Below are 16696 nucleotides of genomic sequence, written 5' to 3' on the forward strand. Positions count from 1 at the left end.
CGGTTAATAAAGGCGCACAGGGGGTCAGGCGACTACTGCAGTCTCGATGGTGATCGGGGTGTTGGGTGCACCGCCGCCGGTTGCTCCCATGCCACCGTCGTCGCCGTCGGCCGCGATCTTCTCGATCGTCGCCAGGCCGGCGTCGTCGATCTTTCCGAAGACCGTGTAGTTGGGCGGCAAGACCGAATCCTCGTAGACGAGGAAGAACTGACTGCCGTTGCTGCCCGGTTTACCCGAGTTGGCCATTGCCAGCGTGCCGCGGGGGTAGACGGCAGGCAAGGAGAGTGCCGGATCGTTAGCCGGGTAGGCAGTGGTCGGGTACTCGTTGTCGAAGCCATAGCCCGGTCCGCCCGTGCCCTTGCCCGAGGGATCGCCGCACTGCAGGATCTGTAGACCGGGTGTGGTGACGAGTCGATGGCACGGGGTGTCGTCGAAGTACTTCTGCTCGGTCAAGCTCACGATGCTGTTGACCGTGCAGGGGGCTTCCGCCCGGTTCAGTTCCATCCCGATCGGGCCGGCCGTAGTCGTGAGCGCGACGTTGACGGTTCCCTCGGTGGACACACCCGTGGAGTTCGGCGGATTGACGGTTTTTGCTGCACCCGCCGCGCTCGGGTACGAGCAGTCGACGGTCGCCGAGGCCGGAGTCGGGACAGGCGGGAGTGCGTCGAACTGTGACATGTCGAGCGGCGGCATGGCAGCCGTTGTCGTCTTCGCCTTGGAGGTGCTGGACGGCGAGTCCGAGCTACCGGAATCACTGGAACAACCAGCCAGAAGCAGCGCCGCGGCGCTTGCGGCGGCAATAACTACAGGAAAGCGCATCACAGGTTTACGTCGCATCAGTCGAGCCTTACTGTCTTGATGTCGGTGGTCAGATTCGGCTTGCCGTCACCCTCTGGCGTCGATCCGCCGGCCGCGACCTTGTCCAAAGTGGCGAGCCCGGTTTCGTCGATCGTGCCGAAAACCGTGTACTGCGGGGGGAGTTGTGAGTCGCCGTAGACGAGGAAGAACTGGCTGCCGTTGCTACCGGGTGCCCCGGTGTTGGCCATCGCAACCGTGCCGCGCGCGTAGGTGACGGGCTCCTGCGCTGCCGGGTCGGTGGTGGAATACGCCGTGGTGGGGAATTCGTTGTCGAAGCCGTAGCCCGGTCCGCCGGTGCCGGTGCCGGACGGGTCACCGCACTGCAGCACCTGGAGCGAGGGGCTCGTCGTCATGCGGTGGCAGGTGGTGTCGTTGAAGTAGTCCTGCTGCGCCAAGCTCACGAAGCTGTTGACCGTGCACGGAGACTTCGTTCCGTCGAGTGTGAGCCCGATGTTTCCCTGCGAGGTCTCGACGCTGATGCTCGGCGTCGCGTCCGGCGCGGTGGTGGGAATCCCGTCGGTACGAGGAGGGTTGTTGGCCTTGGACGCGGTAGCGCCGTCGGCTGGATACGAGCAGGAAACCGTGTCGGCCAGTGGCGTCGACAGACCGGCCGGCATTGCACCCGCGGTCTGTGGCGTGAGGCTCGAGTCGTCGGCAGCAGTGTTGGTGGTGTTCGCGTCGTCGTCACTGCGATTGCTCAGCCAGATGAGTCCACCGACGACGCCGACTACGACGACCACGCCGAGCGCAGTTCCGGCTATCGTCATCTGCTTGCGCTTGCGGGCACGTTCTGCGCGACGTTCGAGCTGACGCTCGAGCTTGCGTTTCGCCGCCTCGCGGCGTTGCTCGTTACTCGGCACTGCTGTAGTCCTCCGTATCGCGGGTGGATCGTGGTCGGCCGGCCGAGCGACACCCTGGGGGTCGGCTTCGGCAAGCGGCTCTACTCGTCGTCAGAGTCTCCCATTGCAACCTGAGAACTTACTGGCGGGGCAGCAGCTTAGGCTGTAACCGACAGCGTGTTGTTTGTTTCCACCCTTCGAAGAGGAGTTGCCCCCGTGCTCGTCACTGGTTTTCCGGCCGGGATGTTCCAAACCAACTGCTACATACTCGCTCAGGACGACGCGTGCGAGTGCGTCGTCGTAGATCCGGGTCAGGATGCAGCTGAGCCGCTCTTCGAATATCTGGACTCCAAGGACATGTCGGTCACGGCGGTCCTCCTGACGCACGGTCATCTCGATCACGTGTGGTCGGCCCGCGAGGTCTGTGAGCGGTATTCCGTACCCGCGTACATCCATCCCGAGGATCGCTACATGCTCAGCGATCCGGCACGGGGGATCGGCCCGACGATGAAGGAATTCATTCAAGGCATGACGTTCGTGGAGCCGGACGAGGTGATCGAACTGGCCGACGGAGACAAGATCACCGAGGCCGGAATGACGTTCGTCGTGGACCACACACCCGGGCACACGCAGGGATCGGTGGTGTTCCGCACCCAGGCGAACACCGAGAGGGGGCCCGTGGATTTGGCGTTCACCGGTGACACTCTGTTCCAGGGTTCCATCGGGCGCAGCGACCTGCCCGGCGGAAATCACGAGCAGTTGCTCGCTTCGATCGCCCGCAAGCTATTGGTACTCGGTGACGAGACAGTGGTCCTGCCCGGGCATGGCGGAAACAGTTCGATCGGCGCCGAGCGAAGCTCGAATCCGTTTCTCGTTGGACTCAGCGCACAAGAATAAGGAAAAGTACCTCTCGTGAGTAAAGCCAGCACCTTCTCTGCACCCAAGGGCATTCCGGACTACGTTCCGCCGCAGTCAGCCGAATTCGTCGCCGTTCGTGACGGTTTGACGCGCGCCGCGAGGTTGGCCGGATACGGCCACATCGAATTGCCGATCTTCGAGGACACCGGCCTGTTCGCTCGCGGTGTCGGTGAGTCGACCGACGTCGTCAGCAAAGAGATGTACACATTCGCCGACCGCGGTGACCGTTCGGTGACGTTGCGTCCCGAGGGAACCGCCGGAGTCATGCGTGCGGTCATCGAGCACAGCCTCGATCGTGGACAGTTGCCGGTCAAGGTCAGTTACGCGGGCCCGTTCTTCCGCTACGAGCGCCCGCAGGCCGGTCGCTACCGCCAGTTGCAGCAGGTCGGCGTAGAAGCCATCGGGATCGACGACCCCGCGCTCGACGCGGAGGTCATCGCGATCGCCGACGCCGGATTCCGGTCGTTGGGGCTCGACGGCTTCCGCCTCGAAATCACCTCTCTCGGTGACGACACCTGCCGGCCGCAGTACCGCGAACTGCTGCAGGAGTTTCTCTTTGCACTCCCGCTCGACGAAGACACGCGTCGACGCGCCGAGATCAACCCGCTCCGCGTGCTCGACGACAAGCGCCCGGATGTACGCGAGATGACTGCGGGCGCACCGCTCATGCTCGATCACCTGTCCGAGAGCTGCAAGGCGCACTTCGACGAGGTGCTAGCGCACCTGGACGCATTGGGCGTTCCGTACGTCGTCAACCCGCGCATGGTCCGCGGCCTCGACTACTACACCAAGACAACCTTCGAATTCGTGCACGACGGACTGGGTGCGCAGTCCGGAATCGGTGGTGGTGGTCGTTACGACGGTCTGATGGAACAGCTGGGTGGACAGCCGCTCTCGGGCATCGGGTTCGGAATCGGCGTCGACCGCACGGTTCTCGCGCTCGAGGCCGAGGGCAAGTCCGTTGCGCCACCGGCGCGTGTCGACGTCTTCTGTGTACCGATGGGTGCCGAGGCGAAGGCTGCACTGGTGAAGATCGCGCATCAGTTGCGTGCCAATGGGATTCGCGTCGACCTGGCGTACGGAAACCGTGGCGTGAAGGGCTCGATGAAGGCAGCTGATCGTTCGGGTGCCGCGATCGCTTTGGTTCTCGGCGAGCGTGAACTCGAAGAGGGCGTTGTCGTTGTCAAACAGTTGGCAACAGGTGAGCAGGAGACAGTGGCGCTCGACGAGGTTGTCGACAAGCTCGGGGAACTCGTTGAGCACTGAGGCCGAACCGGTTTCGCTCGATCTGGTTCCCGTGGCGTTGATCGCGCCGCGGCTGAAGAAGTTCGCCGTTGTTGTCGTGGTGTTCGGTGTGGTCGTCGGGTTGATCGTCAGTGTGTTCTCGACGGCGACCGTTGGAGTGATCGTCGGTGCCGTCATCGCGGTGCCGACGTCACTGGCGATCCTGATGACGCTGCGCCGACATATCACGTTGTACGGCAACAGAGTTCGTGCGCAAGCTGGTTTTCGAACCAACGACGTCGACGTGGCCGAGGTACTCACGGCGGCATTGACGGTGCGATCCGGCCGGATCAGCGAAGTCAGCTTGACGCTCGGCGACGGACGGTCCACCGTGCGGATCCCGCTCGCGCTGTATACCGCGGGGGGTGGGCGCGAGTTGGAAATCCTTGCACTCCGCAAGCTCGCCGACGCGCTGGCGGCCAGCGAGTTGGTACCGGCTGCCGCGTTGTCCTCGGTGCTGATCGAACAGTTGCGTGCCGAAGCCCGCGGCGCCGGACTCGCCGAGCGTCCGCTCTACCGTGCCGTCGAACTCGTGACGGCGGAGGGACGAGTGCCGAGGACCACACTGACAGACCACGAAGTGGCCGGTTTACTCGACTAGCGTGGAAACCGTTCTTACAGCGTTGTAGAACGGACAGTCGTGAAAACGGCAGGTGAGGAGTCGGCAATGAGTATTGCGCCCGTAACCGTCACGGTAACCGGAGCGTCGGGTCAGATCGCATACGGAATGCTTTTCCGCATAGCTGCGGGGGAGATGCTCGGCGCTGACGTCCCGATCAAACTTCGACTGCTCGAGATTCCTGCCGCCGTGTCCGCTGCCGAAGGCGTTGCGATGGAACTCGAAGACGGCGCATTTCCGTTGCTGAGCTCCATCGACATCACCGACGATCCCGATGTCGCCTTCTCCGGCGCGAACGTCGGGATGCTGGTCGGCGCACGTCCGCGGAGCAAGGGGATGGAGCGTGCCGAGTTGCTGAGTGCGAACGGCGCGATTTTCACAGCGCACGGGAAGGCGATCAACAACAACGCAGCCTCGGACGTCAAGGTGCTGGTCGTGGGAAACCCGGCCAACACCAACGCGCTCATCGCGATGAACAATGCACCGGACGTGCCCGATGCTCGGTTCAGTGCGCTGACACGTCTCGACCACAACCGAGCGATCGCGCAGGTGGTGAAGAAGACCGGGGTTCGTGCGTCGTCGGTGCGCAAGGTGTCCGTCTGGGGAAACCATTCGGCGACGCAGTACCCGGACCTGTCCCACGCGACTGTCGCAGGTGAGCCTGCACTCGCGGTGATCGACGACCGCGACTGGGTGGAGAACGATTTCATCCCGACTGTGCAGGTGCGAGGCACCGCCATCATCGCTGCGCGGGGATCGTCCTCTGCGGCGAGTGCGGCCAGCGCGTCGATCGACCACGTCCGCGACTGGGTGATCGGTACCGCCGAGGACGACTGGGTATCCATGGCCGTCTGTTCGGACGGTTCCTACGGAGTGCCCGAAGGATTGGTCTCTTCCTTCCCTGTGACCTGTGCCGATGGCGAGTTCGCTATCGTTCCCGACCTCGCGATCGACGACTTCTCACGCGAACGGATCGACCTGTCCGTCAGCGAACTGGAGCAGGAGCGTGCGGCGGTGCGGGAGTTGGGCTTCGTCTGAGGTTTGTCTTGATCAGAGATCTCGGAACAGGTACTGATCGGGATCGTCAGCCCCGAGCACGGGCGGCGACACCATCGGCAGATCGTCGACCATCGAATTCTCGTCGCCGACAGTGACGAGATACCTCGGGGTAGTGCGTGGCGACTCGTCGTCCCGAGATCCGCGGGGTCCACCGCCCAGCATGCCGCCCGGCGACATGCCGCTACTGCCGACTGCCGACGATGGTGCACCCAGGCCGGGCGGTGTTACCGGAACCGGTTGAACTGCAGCAACTCCCGCTGCACCCCTCACCATTCCGCCGGTAGTGCCACCGCTTCCGCTCACCCATGCTCCGCCTGAACTTGCCGTCGCACTGGGTGACGGCGACGCGCCGGCTGCGAGTGACGTCGACGGATTGCCTGCGCCCCACAGCTTGTCGACGCCGGTCGGAAGCCCGGCGCCGGCCCGTGCAGCCGAAGTTCGAACAGCCTCTGTGCCTGGCTGAGTGGAGTCCGGGTGGGTGGAGTACGGCGCATCACCGGCATCGGTTGAGGCAGAAAGAGGTTGGGCGATCTGACGGGCGGCGTTGTTGATTGCCTCCGCAGTGACCAGGTTGGAGAGTGCCTCACTGGTCGGTGGGGTCGGCACGGGGATCGGTCCGGCAAGGGCGTTCATGGCTGCGGTGTGCCCGAGCATCTCCCCACGCGTCCGAGTCACCGCCGCGACGGCTGCCTGCATGTGTTCAGCTGCCGAGGCAAGCAACATCGCCTGTCCTGGTGGTGTCCACGCGATGGGCGCGGCAGCTGCAACCGTGGTGGCGAAGGACTGCGCGATTGCCGCGAGATTCGCGTTGCCTCGCTGCACCGATTCCGCGGCGGCGGCAGCAGTTTTCGATATCGCGGTTCCGCGTTCGCTCAATTCTGCGCCGCTGTTCTGGGCGGATCGCGACAGTTCGGTCGCGGCGTCACTGCCGGTGCTGTTCCAGGTCTGGCCCACGTCGGCGACCGCGCTTCGGGACAGTCCCATGGCGTGGTCGATGAGAGTGGACGCCTGATCGAAGATGCCGACGGGATCGATGCCCGCAAAAGTGCCTGTGCCGAGACTCTTCCCGAGTTCGATCAAGGGCGCGAACAGATCTTCGATTCCGGGGAGTGCCGGTACCGGTATGCCGGCGAGCATCGATTCGACCACATTGTTCGGCAGTACCGGGGGAGGAGCGCCACCGTGAAGGAATTCGATGACGGTCGTCGAGTCGTCTTCGGTGCTCACGCGGTCGCGCCCGTCGATCCGGCCGCAGCGGTCAGATCTGTTGCGATTGCATGATCTGTGGTGTCGTAGGCCTGCGCGGCTGCACCGGCCGTCGCGGCGTTGCCGGCGTAGAACGTGGCGAGTGCTGCAACATCTTTGGTGTGTGTGGCCTGAGCGCGCGCGAATGCTTCGAGAAATTCGATCCCGACGGGGCCCACGGCCGGTGCGACTGCTGCGATGTTTGCACCCAGATCGACGGCGGCGGCCTGCGCGATGCGTCCTGCCGCTTCGGTCGACGTCGAGCCGTACTTTCGGATGCCGTCAGTGGCGACAGTCAATTCGCTCATCATTACCCCCCAGTTGGTAAGCGTCGTGAGAACTTTAGCGGACCACTGTGGGCCCTTACAGGGAGACGACGCGACCTACTCAGCGGCTCCGGACAACCTGGACGAAGTGGCAGAGATTACATTCGGCTCCGGTGTTGGTATTGCGAGTGCGATCGATTTGGCACACTCGAACCATGCGAACCGCTTCGGACGTCATCCTCCGACTCACGTCCGATCCAGCTCGCTGTGGACTGGTGATGGATTTCGACGGCGTGCTTGCACCCATCGTCGACGATCCGTCGGCGAGTGCACTCCTGCCCGGCGCCGAAGACGTGCTCGCGACTCTGACGAAACACCTCGGTGTAGTCGGCCTGCTTTCGGGGCGGCCGGTGTCGTTTCTGCGAGAACGGCTGAGTCTGGATTCGGTTGTACTCATGGGTTCCTACGGTGTCGAGACCTGGACGGACAACGGAATCGAGGTGCTTCCGGCCGTCGCGGCGTTCAGTGATGCTGTCGCCGAAGCAGAAGCCGAATTGAAACGCTTGTTCGACTCTCCGGCAGTTCCTGGCATCCATGTCGAGAGCAAAGGCCTTGCGGTGGCCGTGCATTGGCGTCGGGCCGCGGATCGTGCGGTCGCGCAGCGCCTGGTGGAAGCAGCGACGACAGAAATCGCGAGCCGGACCGGGTTGCGGCGTGAGCCCGGCAAGTTGGTCGAGGAATTGCGCCCACCCGTTGAGGAGGACAAGGGGACAGGACTCCTTCGCGCGATCGCGGCCGCAGGGGTCGACGTCGTCGCGTACGCGGGCGACGACCGGGGTGACCTACCGGCCTTTGCCGCTGTCCTTGCCTCGGGTGGAGAAGCGTTGGTGGTCAAGGGCGACGACATCGCACCGGAAGTGGCTGCTGTCGACGGCGTCCAGTTCGACGGCCCGCAGGCATTCCTCGATTGGATGAAAGAGCTTGCCGCGCAACTGGAACGCTGACGCGTAAGGTCAGTCTGCTAGGAACTCGACCAGGTCCTATTTCGAGGTGCCGCGTCCGCGGGGCAGAGTGACGCGAACCCGCGCGTGCCCTGTTCCTTGGCGTGATCGACAAGCGCTGATGGTTCTGTCAACGCGAAACTGGCCGCACCGGAAGGGCTCCGGTGCGGCCAGTTTTGGTCTTGGTCGGTTTGCGACTCGGTCAGGCGTCGCGCTTGTTGACGACGGCGATGCTGATTCCGAATATCACCAGCACAAACGCTGCGAAGTAGAACAAGCTTCCCCAAGGGCCCCAATGGAAATTGGTGCTCGAACCCGAAGAGAGGAAGTGGTCGGCGTTGGCGAACGGGAGGAACGGTGTGACGTTTCTGCCGAAGGATCCGAACATGCCGAACAGGCTCTCGATGAGCAGTGGCCACAGCAGCAGTAGTGCAATGGCGCCGGCGGACTGACGAAGGAGTGCTCCGACGGCGATGGCAAGGGCAACGCAGAGGAACGCGAAGATCGGTACGCCGTAAACGGCGCGCCAGGCGTCGGCGTTGTCCAGTGCCAGATTGGTGGAACCTTCAGAGCCTGCCGCAGCTTTGGTGATGAATACCGCGCCGAGCATGAGAACGAAGGACAGCACCGCGCCGAAAGCCCCGATCAGGCCGGCTTTGGCGATCAGAACCGAAGCCCGACTCGGGATGGCCTGGAAGGTGGTACGGATGATGCCGAAGCGGTACTCGCTGGTGATCGCGAGCGCCGCCATGATCATCAGGACCATGACGCCGAATCCGGATACTCCTAGCCCCGCGTCGTTGAACGTGGGGAGGAATTTCTCGAAATCAGGAGTTCCTGATGCGGCTTCGTCGTTGTACGCCTGAATGCTCGAACTCGACGAACGCCCGATCATCCAGGCGACGCCCAACCCTAGGACGATGATTGTGATCGTGCACCACAGCGGCGACTTGGTCGTGGTGATCTTGATACGTTCAGCACTGAGAACAGCCATTACAGTGCACCTCCCATAGCGTGCTGTGTGTTTGCGTGGTGGGCTCCGGCGCCCGGATCGATACCGGATGCGTGGTACTGGACATCGTCTCCGGTCAACTTCATGAACGCATCCTCGAGCGATCCCTGCACAGAAGCCAACTCGTGCAACACGATTCCCTGCGAACCAGCCAAACCACCGATCACATCGGTGGTCGAATCCACGACCACCAACACCGGCTCCGATCCTGAATGTTCCTCGCGGACAGTCAGTCCCTGGGCAGTCAATGCGGCATGGAGAGCGTCCAATTGTGGGCTGCGCACGCGCACCGTCGACTCCGACGAACGATCCACGAACTCCGCGACCGTCGAATCCGAAATCAACCGACCCCGACCGATCACCACCAACTGCTCCGCCGTGAGCGCCATCTCCGACAGGAGGTGACTCGACACCAGCACCGTGCGGCCCTCGGCCGCCAACCGCTGCATGAACTTACGAATCCAGACGATGCCCTCCGGATCGAGACCGTTGACCGGCTCGTCGAACAACAACACCTTCGGATCCCCCAACAACGCACCCGCCAACCCCAGACGCTGCGACATACCGAGCGAGAACCCGCCGGCCTTCTTGCCCGCCACCTCGGACAACCCGACCAACCCGAGCACCTCGTCGACGCGGGACTTCGGGATCCCGTTCGAAGCAGCCATCCACTGCAGATGTGCACGCGCACTGCGATTGGGGTGCACCCACTTCGCATCCAGCAACGCACCCACCGTCCGCAACGGCGTCTTGAGCTCGCGGTACGGCTTGCCCTCGATCAACGCCGCACCCGACGTCGGCTGATCCAGACCCAGGATCATCCGCATCGTCGTCGACTTGCCTGCACCGTTCGGGCCCAGGAAGCCCGTCACGATGCCCGGCTTGACCGTGAACGACAAGTCGTCCACCGCTTTCGTCGGTCCGTAAACCTTGGTCAATCCCCTCAGTTCAATCATGAGGAGAACTGTGCCCTACCGGCACTGACCAGCACATCGGTCCCGAGGATGACATGAACCCTGAGATGTGAATACGGCAGTTCAGGGAAAACCCTGTGCTCGACCGGAAGTCGGAACTGGCGCGGCATGCGGGTAGGGCGCATCGAAGTCGCCGTCGAACAATCGCCAGTAGAAGTCGTTCATCCTCGCAGCGACGGGCGCGTGCCGTGTCACGATCGCGGCCACCTCTGGTGTCACATCACCTGGAATATGACCTGTGGCGCATCGTCGTACGTACTGGTTGCGGGCGACTGGTCCGCCGCTCGTCGGCCTCGGTACCCCGCAGACCTCGGTCACCAGCCAGTTGACCAGAAGCATGGCGGCGTAGTCGGCGTCATGAGTGGCGTGGCGCCGGACGAAGTCGTGCTCGGCAGTCGACAGGTCGAAGTGTGGGGATGTGGCCAGTCCGAAGTCGGTGAGATAGATCCGCTCCATGTCGGTGCGCATGTTGCCGAAATGTCCGTCCATGTGCAGCAACTGTCGATCGCGCAAGAATGCCACGATCTCCGAAAACTGTCGCTCGACTTCGGCAGCTTTGGCGGACGGGTTGTCTTCCAGCCAATTCGAGATCGGGTGTTCGATGTACTCGCAGAACAGTACGAGGCTGCACGGCGCAGCGGCAAGCGCTTCGAGACGGGTCCGCACTTCACGGCTGGCGCCGGCGGTGTGAACGGAATCGATGTCGGCGTGTTCGGCCGCAACGGGCGAACGTCCGGGAAGTATCCGCCAGTGGTAAAGCATTGGGAACGACTGTGTTTCGCCGGCCAGAACGGCATCGGTGACCACGATGTTCGCGGCCAGTTCTCGCCAGGCGTTGAAGCTTGGGCCACCAATGCCGTACTGGCAGAACGTCGGCAGATCGAAATGGTTGGAAGTAGAGCCCACCTCGGCGATTTCCCGCACGCTCAGTGGGATGCGTTTGGTGAATACCGGAACGCCGTTGAGCCTGTTGTCATAGACCCTGATCACTCCTGCGGCGCCACCTACGCCGACACTCGAGATTTGAACGGTGTCGACCAGTCGGGCCAGTTCGACATCGTTCTGGGAAGACAGGAACGCCGACAGCTTTCGGTGGCGGTCAATCCTGACGTCTGTCATTCCACGACTGTGCCACAGGCTCGTCCGGCTTCGATTTCGCGGAGCCGCCTGTCGAAGTCACCGATTCTGGCGGTGTCCTCGTAGTAGTCCTCTTGCTCGATGATCTTTCCCACTTGGTCCGAACGAGAAGCACTGTTCGATTTCGATAGATGACGGCGCCGTCGGGGCCAAGGGCTCGGTCGTCGAAACGGGCGAGCAGGGTCATGCGCCAGAGTGGACCACCGAAATACGCTTCGGTGACCGCGCCTTGAAGCCCCGCATCGACAAATTGTTGGAGAAACGTCTCGATTCGGTCCCCATCGCTTCATCTTCGAAGCTTGTCGTGGCATCGAATGCCCTGTCAACGATGTGCCCGGGTCTGCTGATATCTGACAGAGAATTGGATATTGACAGTGACTGTCACAATAGGTGAGACTCGCATTATCGAGAATGGCCGGATCTCGGCCGAGGCGGGAGGACGTTGCTGATGTCACTACGGGAGAGACAGCGGTTGCAGGTGCGAGCAGACATTCAACGTGCGGCATTCGATCTGTTCGCGCGTGACGGTTTCGAGGATGTGACCACCGAGCAGATTGCGGCGGCAGCGGGGGTATCGGCGAGTACGTACTTCCGGCACGTTCGTAACAAGGAGGATCTGCTGTTGGATCCGGTCAGGCAGGGCGGCGCCGGAATCGTGACGCTGCTCGAGGATCGCCCGGCATCCGAGTCGGCTGATCTTGCGATCTCGCGGGCAATCCTGGAACGCTCCAATGCTTTCGAGTCCTCGGAGATCGATCAGTGGCGAGCAGCGTTCCGCACCGCGCCGCACCTGATGGATCGAGTCGCCCTGATCGCGCCCGAGCATCGTGATCGGTTGGTCGAGTTGGTGGCACAACGGATGTACCTCGATCCGGAAAATGACAGCCGCCCAGGACTTCTCGTTCATTTGATGTTGGCAGCGGCGGAGTTCGGTTATCGGCAATGGATACGTAACCCTCACAAGCGCGGGGCATCACTTCCCGTGTGCGTCGAGGGGGCGCTCGACGCAGTTCGGGGATCCCGGTGGCACACGCAGGACGAAGATGACACGAAAGGTCGTGACCAGTGATGGACGAGAACTCTCAGGGCGCCGCGCCGCCCGTAGTGGATGTCGTTGTTGTCGGATCGGGGGCTGCCGGCATGTCCGCAGCCATCACCGCAGCCCGCAACGGACTCTCGACGATACTCGTGGAGAAGTCCGAATACTGGGGCGGTTCGTCGTCCCGGTCCGGGGGCGGCGTGTGGATTCCGGGAAACTCGATACTTCGCCGCGAGGCACCGAAAGATGATATCGACTCTGCGCGAACATATCTGAAGAGCATTGTCGGAGAGGATGCAGACAGCGACCGAATCGACACGTATCTCGATCGAGGTCCGGAAGCCCTCGATTTCCTGATTCGTCACTCTGCACTCGAGCTCGAATGGGTGAAGGGTTACTCCGACTACTTTCCCGAGGCACCTGGCGGACGTGCAAGCGGCCGCTCGTGCGAGCCGCGCCCGTTCGACGCGCGAGCTCTGGGCGACGATCTTGCGACACTTCATCCGCCGTACATGAAGGTTCCGCTCAACATGGTTGTCCAACAATCTGATTACCGTTGGCTGAGCACGGGGATCCGGCATTGGCGGGGTCCGGTGCGGATGCTTCGGGTAGGAATGAGATCCCTGGCCGCAAGAGCTCGGAAGAAGAAGCTGATCGGGCTCGGGCCGGCGCTCATGGCCGAACTGATGCTCGGAGTTCGGGACGCCGGAGTGACGGTGGAGCTCGGGACGAGGCTTGTGGATTTGGTGACCGACAGTGATCGTGTCGTGGGTGTGCGACTCGAGTCCGGGGGAGTGCAGACCACCATGCACGCTCGATGCGGTGTCATCCTCGCGTGTGGCGGGTTCGACAACAACGACGACATGCGAGGCGAGTACCAGCGACGGCCGAGTAGCGCGCAGTGGACTCTCGGGGCACCGACCAATACCGGGGATGGCATCCGTGCAGCTCTACGCGTCGACGCCGCAATTTCGTACATGGACGACGCGTGGTGGGCCCCGTCGATTCCACTGCCCAAAGGCCCGTGGTTCGCCTTGGCGGAACGCTCGTTGCCTCGCAGCCTCATGGTCAACGCCAGCGGTCAGCGCTTCATGAACGAGTCACTTCCCTATGTCGAAGCGGCACACGCCATGTTCGGCGGAAAGTACGGCCGAGGTGAAGGACCCGCTGAGAACATCCCGGCTTGGCTGATCTTCGATCAGACGTACCGTGACCGTTACCTGTTCGCGGGGGTTCCGGCGCGCAGGCCGATACCTCGGTCGTGGATCGAATCGGGTGCGATCGTGCGAGCTGGATCGATTGCCGAACTCGCTGCCGAGATCGGAGTGCCGGGCGATGCGCTGTCCGCGACCATCACACGATTCAACAGTCACGCGCGCGACGGAGTCGATCGCGACTTCGGCCGTGGGACAAGCAGATACGACCACTACTACGGCGACTGCACCAACAAGCCCAACCCCAGCCTCGGAGAACTCACGAAGGGTCCGTTCTATGCCGCGAAGATGGTGCCTGGAGACCTGGGGACCAAAGGCGGCATCAACACGGACGCTCGCGCGCGAGCGTTGCGCGCCGACGGTTCGGTCATCGACGGGCTCTATGCAGCAGGTAACACCAGCTCACCGGTGATGGGTCATACCTATGCCGGTCCAGGTGCAACTATCGGTCCCGCAATGGTTTTCGGATATCTGGCGGCGCTCGATGCGGTCGGACGATCCCGCGACGGTAGTGAGCTCGAGACCGAAGGCAGGAATAATGGTTTGGCAGATCGCCGTGGGTAGGGTTCTCTTGACAGCGTGACCCACCTCAACATCGCCGACGTCGACTACTTTCTCCCTGATGGTCGGCAACTGCTCAGCGGTGTCAGCTTTCGGGTCGGCAACGGTGCAAAAACTGCACTGATAGGCCCCAACGGGACTGGTAAGACGACGTTGCTCCGCATTGTCGCCGGAGACGTCGTCGCCGACGAGGGCGCTGTCACTCGATCCGGAACACTGGGCGTGATGCGGCAATTCGTCGGCCAGGTTCGCGACGAGTCCACCGTGCGCGATCTTCTGTTGTCCGTCTCGCCGGCACGGATCCGGGACGCAGCACTGGCGCTCGATACGGCAGAAAACGCGATGATCGAGCGCGACGAGGAATCAACTCAAATGAAGTATTCGCATGCGCTGGCCGATTGGGCCGACGTGGGCGGCTACGAGACCGAAGACTTCTGGGACAAGGTCACTACCGCGGCTCTCGGTGTTCCCTATGACCGTGCGAAGTGGCGCGCGGCCAACTCCCTCAGTGGTGGCGAGCAGAAACGGTTGGTTCTCGAAGCACTGTTCGCTGGGCCCGACGACGCACTCCTACTGGACGAGCCGGACAACTACCTCGATGTTCCGGGCAAGCGATGGCTGGAAAAGACGATCTCGGAATCGTCGAAAGTGGTTTTGTTCGTCAGCCACGACCGCGAACTGATCGCCAACGCGGCCACCCACATCGTGACGCTCGAGCCCGGAATCAGCGGCGCAACGTCGTGGACGCACGGCGCTGGGCTGGCCAGCTACCACCAAGCCCGCGAGGATCGCAACGCTCGATTCGAAGAACTGCGCCGACGCTGGGACGAGGAGCACGCGAAATTACGTGCCCTGGTTCTGCGATTGCGTGAAAAGGCCAAGTTCAACGACGGCGTCGCTGCGCGGTATCACGCCTCGCAAACCAGGTTGGCGAAGTTCGAGGAGGCAGGGCCACCCGAAGCGATTCCACTTCAGCAGAAGGTGACGGTTCGGCTGGCGGGCGGGCGAACCGCCAAGCGCGCGTTGGTATGTCAAGATCTCGAGCTGACCGGATTGATGAAGCCTTTCGACACCGAGATCTGGTACGGAGATCGGGTTGCCGTGCTGGGCTCCAATGGATCCGGAAAGTCGCATTTCCTTCGGCTCTTGGCGGGTGGGGGGACCGATCCGGGGAGCGAGCATCTGCCCGTCGAGGCGCTCGACATCGCGCCGGTCGAGCACGGGGGTACTGCGACGCTGGGTGCCCGGGTACGTCCCGGATTGTTTGCGCAGACACACTCCAGGCCCGATCTGACCGGAAACACGCTGCTCGAGATCCTGCACATGGGCGACGAACACCGCAGCGGAATGGGACGCGAAGCGGCGAGCCGCGCGCTGGACCGTTACGGATTGTCCCAAGCTGCGGAACAGAAGTACGACGACCTGTCCGGCGGTCAGCAGGCACGATTGCAGATCCTGCTCCTCGAGCTCTCCGGCGCCACGATGTTGTTGCTCGACGAACCGACCGACAACCTTGACCTTCATTCGGCTGACGCGCTCGAGCAGGGCATTGCTCAGTTTGCCGGCACGGTCATCTCGGTCACGCACGATCGCTGGTTCGCGCGCGGGTTCGACAGGTTCCTCGTCTTCGGATCGGATGGGAACGTGTACGAGAGCGAGTCGCCGGTGTGGGACGAGGCCAGGGTCGAACGAGCGCGCTGAGATCGAGCAGCCACTCCCTACCTGGGGAGAGGCGGCAGCTCGTTGATCATCGCGCGAAGGAGGCTCGGATCGCTGCGATCCGATCGAGGCGGGGGACAGCGCGAAAGATCGAGCTGTGTCGGAAAGCGCCACACAACGCGACCTGGATCTACCCTGTTCACCGCCGAGTACCAGTGGGTGAGGGGCTCGGCGAGCGCCGCGTGAAGCTCGAAATGCCGTCGTCGGCGGCTGGGGTCTCCTTCGCGCTGAAGTAGAAGCTGCCCCGGTGACGGTATCGAGATGACGGTCAGATCCGCGAAACCCAGTTCGAGGTGCTCGAAAGCTGTCTCGACTGCCGCGAGCTCGTACTCGAATCGCTCCCGAGGTGCTGCGCCCACCGCAGCGAGACACCAGCTGTAGTGCAGTTTCAGCGGGTCGCTGTCGCAGAGCGCGATACCGGTTCTCGCTTCGAGATCTTCCGCTTGCGACCATCGCTTCGAATTGACCGTTGTCCAGTAACTTGCCTGCACTTCGAGGTTGGTTCCATCCGGTTCGAACCCGGTGGGCTGATATTCGGCCACGAATTCCTCGACGACCGATTCATTCGTCATCTGGGCTCGGCACCAAGTGGTCTTGCCGGCGGCGCTGGGTCCTTCTACTGCGATGATCACCAGTTGATTCTCCATAACGATTGGGGCGGTTGGTTTTTGCCCGCTGCCAGGAATCTCTGAACATCCGAAGGGGGCTCCTTCGTGGTCCGACACGGCCTTTTTCGGTGCGGTGGGTCACAAAATCGCAGTGACGGTTGACACATAACGGACGGATAACGATCGGTATGGTTGAACCTCGAATCAACTAGTTGACCTGTGGTTATTTCTTGAAACTCGACTGAATCTGGTACGGCAGTGCCGGAAAACTGCCCCGTGACCAATCCGTGACCATCACCTACGGTCGTTGACAGCCCGAAACTACCGGGCAAACACCGACCCG

At 62.6% G+C, this 16696-nt stretch carries 16 protein-coding genes; 8 read left to right on the forward strand and 8 right to left on the reverse strand.

The annotated features are described in order from the left end of the window. Nucleotides 1–24: 24 nt before the first annotated feature. Complete coding sequence (locus BH682_RS13705) at nt 25–837, reverse strand: peptidylprolyl isomerase (RefSeq protein ID WP_371734887.1); 813 nt, start codon at nt 835–837, stop codon at nt 25–27. Further along, on the reverse strand, nt 837–1718 hold the full coding sequence (locus BH682_RS13710) for a peptidylprolyl isomerase (RefSeq protein ID WP_003943303.1): 882 nt from the start codon (nt 1716–1718) through the stop codon (nt 837–839). Before BH682_RS13710 ends, BH682_RS13705 begins: the two co-directional genes overlap by 1 nt. A 195-nt stretch (nt 1719–1913) precedes the next feature. Here BH682_RS13710 and BH682_RS13715 point away from each other — a divergent pair, with 195 nt between their 5' ends. The 4 genes from BH682_RS13715 (at nt 1914) to BH682_RS13730 (ending at nt 5556) form a co-directional block, all read left to right on the forward strand. Continuing rightward, a complete protein-coding gene (locus BH682_RS13715; protein WP_075833088.1) occupies nt 1914–2594 on the forward strand; it encodes an MBL fold metallo-hydrolase in 681 nt (226 codons plus the stop codon). Nucleotides 2595–2609: 15 nt separating this feature from the next. Next, entirely contained in the window at nt 2610–3881 is a 1272-nt protein-coding gene (hisS, locus tag BH682_RS13720) for a histidine--tRNA ligase (RefSeq protein ID WP_075833090.1), read from the forward strand. Continuing rightward, nucleotides 3871–4500, forward strand: coding sequence for a hypothetical protein (locus BH682_RS13725; RefSeq protein ID WP_042919891.1), 630 nt, complete (start codon nt 3871–3873; stop codon nt 4498–4500). The genes hisS and BH682_RS13725 overlap by 11 nt, the downstream gene beginning before the upstream one ends. Nucleotides 4501–4566: 66 nt before the next feature. Continuing rightward, nucleotides 4567–5556: a malate dehydrogenase gene (locus BH682_RS13730; RefSeq protein WP_075833092.1), complete on the forward strand. Its 990-nt coding sequence runs from the start codon at nt 4567–4569 to the stop codon at nt 5554–5556. 12 nt (nt 5557–5568) lie between these two features. Here the strand turns inward: BH682_RS13730 and BH682_RS13735 are convergent, their stop codons facing one another. Together BH682_RS13735 and BH682_RS13740 are read right to left on the reverse strand one after the other, a co-directional pair. Continuing rightward, complete coding sequence (locus BH682_RS13735; protein WP_223304452.1) at nt 5569–6804, reverse strand: hypothetical protein; 1236 nt, start codon at nt 6802–6804, stop codon at nt 5569–5571. Then, nucleotides 6801–7130 carry a type VII secretion target gene (locus tag BH682_RS13740; protein WP_037130770.1) on the reverse strand — a complete coding sequence of 110 codons (330 nt, stop codon included), beginning with the start codon at nt 7128–7130 and terminating at the stop codon, nt 6801–6803. The genes BH682_RS13735 and BH682_RS13740 overlap by 4 nt, the downstream gene beginning before the upstream one ends. Before the next feature lie 173 nt (nt 7131–7303). Here BH682_RS13740 and otsB point away from each other — a divergent pair, with 173 nt between their 5' ends. Beyond that, complete coding sequence (otsB, locus tag BH682_RS13745) at nt 7304–8092, forward strand: trehalose-phosphatase (protein ID WP_223304451.1); 789 nt, start codon at nt 7304–7306, stop codon at nt 8090–8092. 199 nt (nt 8093–8291) lie between these two features. Here otsB and BH682_RS13750 read toward each other — a convergent pair whose 3' ends face one another. The 3 genes from BH682_RS13750 to BH682_RS13760 all read right to left on the reverse strand — a co-directional run bounded on the left by BH682_RS13750 (nt 8292) and on the right by BH682_RS13760 (nt 11194). Then, nucleotides 8292–9083 carry an ABC transporter permease subunit gene (locus BH682_RS13750; RefSeq protein ID WP_003943323.1) on the reverse strand — a complete coding sequence of 264 codons (792 nt, stop codon included), beginning with the start codon at nt 9081–9083 and terminating at the stop codon, nt 8292–8294. After that, a complete protein-coding gene (locus tag BH682_RS13755) occupies nt 9083–10057 on the reverse strand; it encodes an ABC transporter ATP-binding protein (protein ID WP_042919882.1) in 975 nt (324 codons plus the stop codon). The genes BH682_RS13750 and BH682_RS13755 overlap by 1 nt, the downstream gene beginning before the upstream one ends. An 81-nt stretch (nt 10058–10138) precedes the next feature. Next, nucleotides 10139–11194 carry a serine/threonine protein phosphatase gene (locus BH682_RS13760; RefSeq protein ID WP_030536453.1) on the reverse strand — a complete coding sequence of 352 codons (1056 nt, stop codon included), beginning with the start codon at nt 11192–11194 and terminating at the stop codon, nt 10139–10141. 466 nt (nt 11195–11660) lie between these two features. On the opposite strand from BH682_RS13760, the gene BH682_RS13770 reads away from it, so the two are divergent. From BH682_RS13770 to BH682_RS13780, 3 genes are read left to right on the forward strand one after another with little or no spacing between them, the layout of a single operon-like run. Beyond that, a complete protein-coding gene (locus BH682_RS13770; RefSeq protein ID WP_030536452.1) occupies nt 11661–12281 on the forward strand; it encodes a TetR/AcrR family transcriptional regulator in 621 nt (206 codons plus the stop codon). Further along, the gene (gene kstD / locus BH682_RS13775) at nt 12281–14029 is read left to right on the forward strand and encodes a 3-oxosteroid 1-dehydrogenase (RefSeq protein WP_075833096.1); all 1749 of its coding nucleotides are present in this window, start codon (nt 12281–12283) and stop codon (nt 14027–14029) included. The genes BH682_RS13770 and kstD overlap by 1 nt, the downstream gene beginning before the upstream one ends. A gap of 15 nt (nt 14030–14044) precedes the next feature. Then, nucleotides 14045–15727 (forward strand): ATP-binding cassette domain-containing protein, encoded by a 1683-nt coding sequence (locus BH682_RS13780; RefSeq protein ID WP_003944811.1) that lies wholly within the window; start codon nt 14045–14047, stop codon nt 15725–15727. Between the two features lie 17 nt (nt 15728–15744). Here the strand turns inward: BH682_RS13780 and BH682_RS13785 are convergent, their stop codons facing one another. Beyond that, nucleotides 15745–16392 (reverse strand): hypothetical protein, encoded by a 648-nt coding sequence (locus BH682_RS13785; RefSeq protein ID WP_075833097.1) that lies wholly within the window; start codon nt 16390–16392, stop codon nt 15745–15747. Nucleotides 16393–16696: the final 304 nt, after the last annotated feature.

This window comes from Rhodococcus sp. YL-1 (genome assembly GCF_001942025.1).
GTDB classification, from domain to species: Bacteria; Actinomycetota; Actinomycetes; order Mycobacteriales; family Mycobacteriaceae; genus Rhodococcus_F; species Rhodococcus_F qingshengii.

What these genes read in the sequence shown, in the direction of transcription:
- BH682_RS13705 (WP_371734887.1), bottom strand. Translation starts at nt 837, where the DNA reads ATGCGACGTAAACCTGTGATGCGCTTTCCTGTAGTTATTGCCGCCGCA.
- BH682_RS13730 (WP_075833092.1), top strand. Translation starts at nt 4,567, where the DNA reads ATGAGTATTGCGCCCGTAACCGTCACGGTAACCGGAGCGTCGGGTCAG.
- BH682_RS13740 (WP_037130770.1), bottom strand. Translation starts at nt 7,130, where the DNA reads ATGAGCGAATTGACTGTCGCCACTGACGGCATCCGAAAGTACGGCTCG.
- otsB (WP_223304451.1), top strand. Translation starts at nt 7,304, where the DNA reads ATGCGAACCGCTTCGGACGTCATCCTCCGACTCACGTCCGATCCAGCT.
- BH682_RS13750 (WP_003943323.1), bottom strand. Translation starts at nt 9,083, where the DNA reads ATGGCTGTTCTCAGTGCTGAACGTATCAAGATCACCACGACCAAGTCG.
- BH682_RS13755 (WP_042919882.1), bottom strand. Translation starts at nt 10,057, where the DNA reads ATGATTGAACTGAGGGGATTGACCAAGGTTTACGGACCGACGAAAGCG.
- BH682_RS13760 (WP_030536453.1), bottom strand. Translation starts at nt 11,194, where the DNA reads ATGACAGACGTCAGGATTGACCGCCACCGAAAGCTGTCGGCGTTCCTG.
- BH682_RS13770 (WP_030536452.1), top strand. Translation starts at nt 11,661, where the DNA reads ATGTCACTACGGGAGAGACAGCGGTTGCAGGTGCGAGCAGACATTCAA.
- kstD (WP_075833096.1), top strand. Translation starts at nt 12,281, where the DNA reads ATGGACGAGAACTCTCAGGGCGCCGCGCCGCCCGTAGTGGATGTCGTT.
- BH682_RS13785 (WP_075833097.1), bottom strand. Translation starts at nt 16,392, where the DNA reads ATGGAGAATCAACTGGTGATCATCGCAGTAGAAGGACCCAGCGCCGCC.